Source organism: Dietzia sp. DQ11-71, assembly GCF_014144995.1.
GTDB classification, from domain to species: Bacteria; Actinomycetota; Actinomycetes; order Mycobacteriales; family Mycobacteriaceae; genus Dietzia; species Dietzia kunjamensis.
Genome location: NZ_JAALDT010000022.1, coordinates 1 through 5,939 on the forward strand (window position 1 = coordinate 1; position 5,939 = coordinate 5,939).

At 72.1% G+C, this 5,939-nt stretch carries 7 protein-coding genes; 2 read left to right on the plus strand and 5 right to left on the minus strand.

Annotation, left to right across the window (positions count from 1 at the left end; genetic code table 11):
• Window positions 1-316, plus strand: a 316-nt coding sequence (locus G6023_RS00855; protein WP_182633834.1) for a ComEC/Rec2 family competence protein, incomplete at its 5' end; no start/stop codon positions are given.
• Here G6023_RS00855 and G6023_RS00860 read toward each other — a convergent pair.
• From G6023_RS00860 to G6023_RS00870, 3 genes are all read right to left on the minus strand, one after another.
• The gene (locus tag G6023_RS00860) at window positions 303-1,958 is read right to left on the minus strand and encodes a RecQ family ATP-dependent DNA helicase (RefSeq protein ID WP_182633835.1); all 1,656 of its coding nucleotides are present in this window, start codon (window positions 1,956-1,958) and stop codon (window positions 303-305) included. The two genes, G6023_RS00855 and G6023_RS00860, sit on opposite strands and share 14 nt — an antisense overlap.
• Window positions 1,959-2,090: 132 nt before the next feature.
• On the minus strand, window positions 2,091-2,648 hold the full coding sequence (locus G6023_RS00865) for a nucleotidyltransferase family protein (protein WP_182633836.1): 558 nt from the start codon (window positions 2,646-2,648) through the stop codon (window positions 2,091-2,093).
• Window positions 2,649-2,749: 101 nt separating this feature from the next.
• Entirely contained in the window at window positions 2,750-3,673 is a 924-nt protein-coding gene (locus tag G6023_RS00870) for an SDR family oxidoreductase (RefSeq protein ID WP_182633837.1), read from the minus strand.
• 220 nt (window positions 3,674-3,893) lie between these two features.
• Between G6023_RS00870 and holA the strand changes: the two genes are divergently transcribed.
• Complete coding sequence (holA, locus tag G6023_RS00875; protein WP_163376835.1) at window positions 3,894-4,871, plus strand: DNA polymerase III subunit delta; 978 nt, start codon at window positions 3,894-3,896, stop codon at window positions 4,869-4,871.
• A 203-nt stretch (window positions 4,872-5,074) separates the two neighbouring features.
• On the opposite strand, the gene rpsT is transcribed toward holA, so the two are convergent.
• Both rpsT and G6023_RS00885 read right to left on the minus strand, forming a co-directional pair.
• A complete protein-coding gene (gene rpsT, locus G6023_RS00880; protein ID WP_067719663.1) occupies window positions 5,075-5,335 on the minus strand; it encodes a 30S ribosomal protein S20 in 261 nt (86 codons plus the stop codon).
• Between the two features lie 199 nt (window positions 5,336-5,534).
• The coding region (locus tag G6023_RS00885) for a type II toxin-antitoxin system PemK/MazF family toxin (protein WP_182633838.1) at window positions 5,535-5,939 on the minus strand (405 nt) is incomplete at its 5' end.

Below are 5,939 nucleotides of genomic sequence, written 5' to 3' on the forward strand. Positions count from 1 at the left end.
GATCCGTCGACCGTGGATGCCCGGCCCGGTCGCCGATATCCTGGCGGTCTGCGTCGTCGCCCACCTGGCGACGCTTCCGGTGCTCGTGGCCTCGGGGCTGGGCCAGGGACCGTGGGCCCTGCCCGCGAACATCGCCGTCGCCCCGGCCGTCCCACTGGTCACCGTGCTCGGTACGGCGGCGGCCGCGCTCGGTCCGGTGTGGGAGGACGGTGCGGTCCTGCTCGCCGCGGCCTGCGCCCCCGCACTGTGGTGGCTCGAGACCGTCGCAGGTGTCGCTGCCGGGCTGCCGGGCTCGCCACCCGTCATGCCCGGGTGAGAAGCTCCTGGTCGCGCACCAGGTCGAGCGACAGCGTTCGGTAGCCCTGTTCCTCGAAGAACACGGTGAGCCGGTCGTCGTCGACGCTCATGACGATCCCGGATCCCCACTCGCGGTGCACGACCGCGGACTGCAGGGGGAAGTCCGCCGCGTCGTGGGTGAGGTCGACGGCGGTGCCCGCGTCGCAGGTGTCGCAGTTCCCGCACGGGTCCGCGAGCTCCTCGCCGAAGTAGCCGAGCAGGAACTGGCGCCGGCACCCGTCGGTCTCGGCGTATCCGCGCATCATCCCGATCCGCGAGCGGTCGATCCGCTCGAACATCTCCGAGGTCTCCTCGGCCCGGCGGACCGCCTCCTTCGGCCGCACGTCCTCGACGAGTTCCAGCCCTTTCCGGCCGGACTCGACGAGGGCCGCCGCCTCGAGCAGGTTGACCGCGCCCGTGACACGCCTCGGGCCGAAGTCGAGGGACTTCTTCAACCGGCTCAGCCGTACCGGGCCGTCGGCGCGACGCAGGTGCGTGATGACCGCGCGGATGACCTCCTCGTCGGCACTGTGCGACGAGAAGAAGCTGCGCAGACCGAGGTCCTCGCTGCGGTAGTGGAGTTCGATCGTCGCCGGCTCGCGGTCGCGTCCGGCCCGTCCCGCCTCCTGGTAGTACGTGTCGAGCGAGTCGGGGATGTCGGCGTGCAGGACGAACCGCACGTCCTCCTTGTCGATCCCCATCCCGAACGCGCTCGTCGCCACCACCACGTCGAGGTCACCGTCGAGGAAGGAGCCCAGCGTCTCCTCACGGTCGGCCGACTTCTGCCCGGCGTGGTAGGCACGGACCCTCAGTGGGCGATCCGAGTCGGCCGCTCGTGCAGCGATCCGCTCGGCGTACTCCTCGGTGGACCGGCGGGTGGCGGTGTAGACCAGGCCGGGGCCGGCGAGTTCGACGGCCCGCTCGACGACCGCGTCCTTTTTGCCGTCGTCCTCGACGTGTCGTCTCACCGCGAGGTGCAGCTCCGATCGGTCGAACCCGCCGGCCAGCACCAGGGCGTCGGTCATGGCGAGTCGGTCGACGATCTCCTCGCGGACCGGGGTCGAGGCGGTGGCGGTGAGCGCGATGACGGTGGGTGACCCCATCCGGTGGCGGGCGGTGTCCAGCCGCAGGTAGTCGGGGCGGAAGTCGTGGCCCCAGGCGGAGACGCAGTGCGCCTCGTCGACCACGAGGAAGCTCGGCCCGGCCTCACGGAGCCGGTCGAGGACCCCGCGTTTGGCCAGCTGCTCGGGGGTGAGGAACACGAAGTGGACGCGACCGGCGACGACCTCGTCCCAGGCCTCGGCCTGCTGGCGTGCACCCATCGAGGAGTTGATCGCCAGCGACCGGGTGGGCGCGGAGTCCGCCACCGAGTTCAGCCCCTCGCACTGGTCGCTCTGCAACGCGATGAGCGGTGAGACGACCACACACGGCCCGTCCGCCATGATCCCGGCGAGCTGGTAGATCGCCGACTTCCCGTAGCCGGTGGGCAGCACGGCCAGCACGTCGCGACCGCCCACCGCCGCCTCGATGGCCTCGGCCTGCAACGGGCGCAGGTCGTCCCAGCCGAAGACGCGGTGCGCCACCTCGTGGGGATCGGTGGCCTCGGCCCGGGTCGTCGTCACGTGTGCGTCCTCTCGAGTCGCGGTCGGGCTGCCCGCGGTGGGATGGTCCCGGATCGTCGAGCGTAAGCGCACCAGGCGGGGTGGTCCCACCGGACGCGCCCCCGGCCGGTCGTGGTGGTTCTCGCCGGTCGCTCAGCAGCCACCGGGCGGGCCATCAGGGTCGTCGAGGTCGCCGGGGTGGTCGATGTCGCGCGGTGACCCGGTGTCGTCGCACGGCACCTCGGCCACGAGGTGGGGGTGTGCCCGCAGGTAGTGACGGGCGCCCGCGTCTCCGGCCGCCGTGGCGATGATCCCGGGGAGGTGTGGCGCACCGAGGAGGACCGGGTGCGCACGGGTCCCGCCGTAGGTGGCGACCGCCAGTGACGCTTCGGCGGCGAGGACCCGGCGGACCGACTCCGGTCCCAGCCACGGCATGTCGACAGGGACCACCACCACGTCCTCGTCCCCGACCGCGGTGAGCCCGACGCGCAGGGAGGAGCCCATGCCGGTGTCCCAGTCCGGGTTGTGCACCACCTCGGCGCCGGGCACCTCCAGCTCGACCGCGCCACTGACCACCAGCACCCGGTCGCATCCGCCCGCGCGGAGAAGGCCCACCGCGCGGTCCACCAGGCGGACACCGCGGAAGTCGACGAGGGCCTTGGGGCCGCCGAACCGTCTGCCGGCGCCCGCGGCCAGGACGAGGCCGGTCATCGGGGCACGGTCGCGTCGAGGCCGGAACCGGGCCCACCGTCCCGGGGCCGACGGCGCACGACCTCGAGCAGCGGATTCACGCCACCAGTATCCCCCGACGGCTAGGGCGTGGGCATTCCGCCGGTCACCGCGAGCGTCTCGCCGATCACGTAGCTCGACTCGGGCGAGGCCAGGAACACGTAGGCGGGTGCCAACTCGGTGGGCTGCCCGGCACGGCCGAGCGGGGTGGAGTGCCCGAACTCGGGCAGCTCGTCCTTGGGTTGCCCGTCCGACACCTGTAGAGGCGTCCAGATGGGGCCGGGCGCCACGGCGTTCACCCGGATGCCCTTGGGGGCGAGCTGCTGGGCCAGCCCCTTGGTGAAGTTGTTGATCGCGGCCTTGGTGGACGCGTAGTCCAGCAGGTTCGGCGGCGCCATGTAGGCGACCACGGAGGTCGTGTTGATGATCGTGGACCCGGGCTCCAGGTGGCGAAACGCGGCCCTGGTCACCCGGAACATCCCCACGATGTTGACCTCGAAGGTGTCGGTGAGCTGCTCGTCGGGCAGGTCCTCGAGCGCGGGTGCGACCACCTGCTTGCCCGCGTTGTTGACGAGGATGTCGAGGCCTCCGAGCCGCTCGACGGCGGTGTCGGCGAGGCCCTCGCAGAACGCGCGGTCGGTGAGGTCGCCGGGGATGAGCGCGGCGGTGCGGCCCTCGCGTTCGATGATCTCGGCGACGGCACGGGCGTCGGGTTCCTCGTCGGGCAGGTGGTGGATGGCCACGTCGGCGCCCTCGCGGGCGAAGGCGATCGCCACCGCGGCCCCGATGCCCGAGTCGCCGCCGGTGATGAGCGCCCGGCGGCCGGTGAGCCGACCGGTGCCGCGGTAGGAGTGCTCGCCGAGGTCCGCCTTGGGTTCGAGCCGCGCGTCGAGTCCCGGCTCGTCCTGGTGCTGGACCGGCGGTTCGATGGAGGGGTAGCGGGTCGCCGGGTTCTGGAACGTCAGCTGGTCGGTCGTCTCGGTGTCGGCGTCCTGGTTCTCGCTCATGTCGTTCCCTTCGATGCCCGGACACCGCGCATGGTGGCGCTCCGCGTCGGCGTCGCTCGGTCGGATTGGCTCGTGGCCCCGAAATTACGTGGGGGAGCGGGCGGGGTCGACCGGTCGGGCGCGGTGGTGGTGCGGGCCTGTCGGCGCGGCGTGGCACGATGACTGGGATAGACGACAACGACGACAACAACGACAACAACGACGACGACGAGGAGCGCAGATGGCATCGGGGTCCGCACCGGCTGTGTTGCACCTGGTGCTGGGCGAGGACGAGTTCCTCACCGAACGCGCCACCACGGGCGTCGTCTCGACGGTGCGTGCGGCGACCCCGGCCGGGCAGGACCCGCCGGTGGTCTCGAGGCTCGGTGGGCCCGAGGTCACCGCCCCGCAGCTGTTCGAACTGCTCTCGCCGTCCTTGTTCGGCGAGGCCCGCATCGTGGTGATCACCGGCGCGGCGGAGCTGGGCAAGGACGCCCAGTCCGCGGTGCTCGGCGCGGCCCGTGATCTGCCCCCCGAGACGGTTCTAGTCGTCCAGCACACCGGTGGCGGCCGCGCCAAGGCCCTGGTGGCGGACCTGCGCAAGGCGGGGGCCGAGGAACACGCGGCGGGCAAGCTCACCCGGCACATGGACGTGGTCGGCTTCGTCCGGTCCGAGTTCCGGACACTCGACGTGAGGGTCGCGCCCGAGGCCTGCGAGGCCCTGGTGGAGGCGGTGGGCACGGACCTGCGGCAGTTGGCGTCGGCGTGCGGTCAGCTCGTGGCCGACACAGGCGGCAAGGTGGACGTGGAGGCGGTGCGGCGCTACCACTCGGGGGTCGTGGGGGTCAGCGGGTTCACCGTGGCCGAACGCGCGGTCACGGGGGACGTGGCCGGTGCGATCGAGGCACTCGAGTGGGCCATGCACACCGGCGTCCCGCACGTCGTGCTCGCGGATGCCCTGGCCGACGCGGTGAACTCCATCGCCCTGGTCGGTACCCAGCGGGGCGTGCCGCCGGCCGACCTGGCCCGGCAGGGCCTGCCGCCGTGGAAGGTCAAGAAGGTCACCGCCCAGACCCGGTACTGGTCCATCGAGACCCTGGGCAGCGCGCTGCAGGTCGTCGCGACCCTCAACGGCGAGGTCAAGGGCGGGGCGGAGGACACGTCCTACGCCCTCGAGCGCGCCGTCCGCGCGGTCGGAACGCTCGCGTCCGCCGGCTGACCGGGCCCGCACAGCGGGTACGCGAGCGGACCCGCACCGGGGACACGTCGGCCACTCACACGCAGGCCCCACACACGACAGCCACTCATACGACGAGGGCCCACCTCACGCACGTGGTGCGGGGTGGGCCCTCGGAGCCTCATCACGTCAGGCGAGCAGACGTGGGGCTGGGTGCCTCCCGGTCAGGGGAGGGACCGGGGTGCTCAGAGGCTGTTGACAGCCTTGGTGAGCGCCGACTTCTTGTTGGCGGCCTGGTTCGGGTGGATGACACCCTTGCTGGCGGCCTTGTCGAGCTGACGGGAGGTGGCGACGAGCAGGGCGCCGGCCTTCTCCTTGTCACCGGCCGCGGTGGCCTCACGCAGGCTGCGGATGGCGGTACGCAGGCCCGACTTGGTCGACTGGTTGCGGAGGCGGTTGCGCTCGTTGGTGAGGTTCCGCTTGATCTGGGACTTGATGTTGGCCACTCGTCACACCTTTTTGTCGTGTGTCGACGGCTCCACGAGGGGATCCCGCCGATCGGATGTCTTGTCGTCTCGTCCGCGCGGACACGTGCACAACGTGCTCCGGTGGACACCGACGACCCACTTTACCAGCGGGGGTGTCACCGGCCAAAACGTGCGGCGACGCCTCCGTTGATCCCCGGGCCCGGAGGGCCGCTCGTGCTCAGCGCCAGCCGTAATCGGCGCGGAGCCGATCGGCGACCGCCTCGAACTTCGGCCGCGGGCAGATCGCGCCCTCGCGGCGGATGCCCTGTTCGGGAACGTCCAGCACCCGGTCGAGGCGCACCCAGCTCGGTCGGCCCTCGGGGTCCCAGGGGCCCGATCCGAGCCCGAGCCACCCCTCGTCGTCGTCCCTGGAGTCCTGGGACGAGAGCTGGAGGCCGAGCAGGCGGTCCCCGTCGCGCCCCACCACCAGGACCGGGCGGTCCTTGCCGCGGCCGTCGTTCTCCTCGAACTCGACCCAGGTCCACACGATCTCGCCGGGGTCGGCGTGGCCGTCGAGGTCGGGGGCGTAGGCGATCCGGCGGGCCCGGCTCGAGGTGGGGGCGGTGCCGGTGGTGGCGGGCCG

Excerpts from the sequence above, each read along its gene's own strand:
- G6023_RS00865 (WP_182633836.1), bottom strand. The coding sequence starts at position 2,648 with ATGACCGGCCTCGTCCTGGCCGCGGGCGCCGGCAGACGGTTCGGCGGC.
- G6023_RS00870 (WP_182633837.1), bottom strand. The coding sequence starts at position 3,673 with ATGAGCGAGAACCAGGACGCCGACACCGAGACGACCGACCAGCTGACG.
- holA (WP_163376835.1), top strand. The coding sequence starts at position 3,894 with ATGGCATCGGGGTCCGCACCGGCTGTGTTGCACCTGGTGCTGGGCGAG.